The 1959-nt window shown below is 75.8% G+C and carries 2 protein-coding genes and 1 pseudogene; all 3 read left to right on the top strand.

Translation table 11 applies throughout. From position 1 onward, the window contains the following. The first annotated feature begins 284 nt into the window (after positions 1-284). Positions 285-452 carry a DUF3117 domain-containing protein gene (locus HLB09_RS16345; protein WP_171204362.1) on the top strand — a complete coding sequence of 56 codons (168 nt, stop codon included), beginning with the start codon at positions 285-287 and terminating at the stop codon, positions 450-452. Between the two features lie 60 nt (positions 453-512). Continuing rightward, the gene (gene disA / locus HLB09_RS16340; RefSeq protein WP_171204361.1) at positions 513-1592 is read left to right on the top strand and encodes a DNA integrity scanning diadenylate cyclase DisA; all 1080 of its coding nucleotides are present in this window, start codon (positions 513-515) and stop codon (positions 1590-1592) included. A gap of 92 nt (positions 1593-1684) precedes the next feature. After that, positions 1685-1959, top strand: a pseudogene (locus tag HLB09_RS16335) (A/G-specific adenine glycosylase); the annotation flags it as partial.

The raw sequence follows: 1959 nt of genomic DNA, 5'->3' as shown, positions 1-1959 counted from the left end.
CGACGACGCGGGCCACCGCACCCGTCCCGCGCTCGAGGCGGTCGGCGGGCCGCGCCCCGTCGGGGTCGGTCGCACCGGCGCGGGCGGAGGGGGCGGGGGGAGCGGGGTCGGCTGCGGCCACGGGACCTCCGGACGTGGGGAGGGCCCCGACCACCACGGGCGCCCGTCGTCGGGGCGACCCGGACGGGTCACCTCAGCGACCCGGGAGGGTAGTCCCGTTTCGACCCGACCGCCGACCTGCTGGATACTGGTCACGATCACGCCCACAGGAAGGGGATCCGCAGATGGCGGCCATGAAGCCGAGGACAGGTGACGGCCCGCTCGAGGTCGTGAAGGAGGGCCGCGGCATCGTCTTGCGCATGCCCCTGGAGGGCGGCGGGCGCCTCGTCGTCGAGATGACGCCCGACGAGGCCAAGGGCCTCGGCGACGCGATCGGCTCGGCGGTCGGCTGACCCGGCACCACCCGCGAGAGCTCGACCGGCGCGCCGCACCGCGCGGGGCTGAGGGAGACGATGGTCGAGCGCTCGCCCGAGGAGCTGCTCCTCGCGACCCTGGCCGCCGTCGCCCCCGGCACGGAGCTGCGCGACGGGCTCGAGCGCATCCTGCGGGGGCGCACCGGCGCCCTCGTCGTCCTGGGGCACGACAAGGTCGTCGAGTCCCTGTGCAGCGGCGGCTTCACCCTCGACGTCGACTTCTCGGCCACCCGGCTGCGGGAGCTGGCCAAGATGGACGGCGCCATCGTGCTCGACGCGGGCGCCAGCAAGATCCTGCGCGCGGCCGTGCAGCTCGTGCCCGACCCGACGATCGAGACCTCCGAGTCGGGCACCCGGCACCGCACGGCGGAGCGGGTGGCCAAGCAGACCCGCATGCCGGTGATCTCCGTGAGCGCCTCGATGCGCATCGTGGCGCTGTACGTCGCCGACCGGCGCTTCGTCCTCGAGGGCTCGGCGGCCATCCTCGGCCGCGCGGAGCAGGCCCTCGCGACGCTCGAGCGCTACAAGTCCCGCCTCGACGAGGTCGCGGGCACGCTGTCCGCGCTGGAGATCGAGGACCTCGTCACCGTCCGCGACGTCGCCGCCGTCGTCCAGCGCCAGGAGATGGTGCGACGCATCTCCGAGGAGATCGCCGGGTACGTCGTCGAGCTCGGCTCCGACGGGCGCCTGCTGTCCCTGCAGCTCGAGGAGCTCATCGGCGGCATCGGCCCCGACCAGGAGCTCGTGCTGCGCGACTACACCGACCCCGAGCGCCTGGGGGCGTCCGTGCCGGAGGTGCTCGCCGACCTCGCGCGGCTCGAGTCCACCGAGCTCGTCGACCTCGCGCACGTCTCGCGGGCGCTGTCGCTCACGGGCGGCGGGGAGAACCTCGACAGCGCCATCAGCCCCCGGGGCTTCCGCCTGCTGCACAAGATCCCCCGCCTGCCGGGCGCCATCGTCGAGCGCCTCGTCCAGCACTTCGACGGGCTGCAGCAGCTGCTCGCCGCGGGCATCGACGACCTCATGGCCGTCGAGGGCGTCGGCGACCAGCGGGCTCGCGCCGTCCGCGAGGGCCTGTCCCGCCTGGCCGAGTCGAGCATCCTCGAGCGGTACGTCTGAGCACCGACGTCCGACGCCCAGTGCACGGGGCCACGGAGCACGGAGCCACGGAGCACGGGGCCACCGGGGACGGGGCCAGCGAGCCGGTCGCGGTGGCGCCGGAGGTGCTCCACCGGCGGGTGCTCGCCTGGTACGAGGTCGCCGCGCGGGACCTGCCGTGGCGCGCGGCGGACCGGGACGCCTGGGGCGTCCTCGTCAGCGAGGTGATGCTCCAGCAGACGCCGGTGGCGCGGGTCCTGCCGGCCTGGCGGCGCTGGCTCGAGCGCTGGCCCACCCCGGCGGCCCTCGCCGCCGACCCGCCCGGGGAGGCCGTGCGGGCGTGGGACCGGCTCGGCTACCCGCGGCGGGCGCTGCGCCTGCACGCCGC

It is taken from the genome of Pseudokineococcus marinus (genome assembly GCF_013004605.1).
Classification (GTDB): domain Bacteria; phylum Actinomycetota; class Actinomycetes; order Actinomycetales; family Quadrisphaeraceae; genus Pseudokineococcus; species Pseudokineococcus marinus.
The sequence above is the reverse complement of the archived record's forward strand: the minus strand, read 5'-3'. Positions and strand labels throughout refer to the sequence as shown.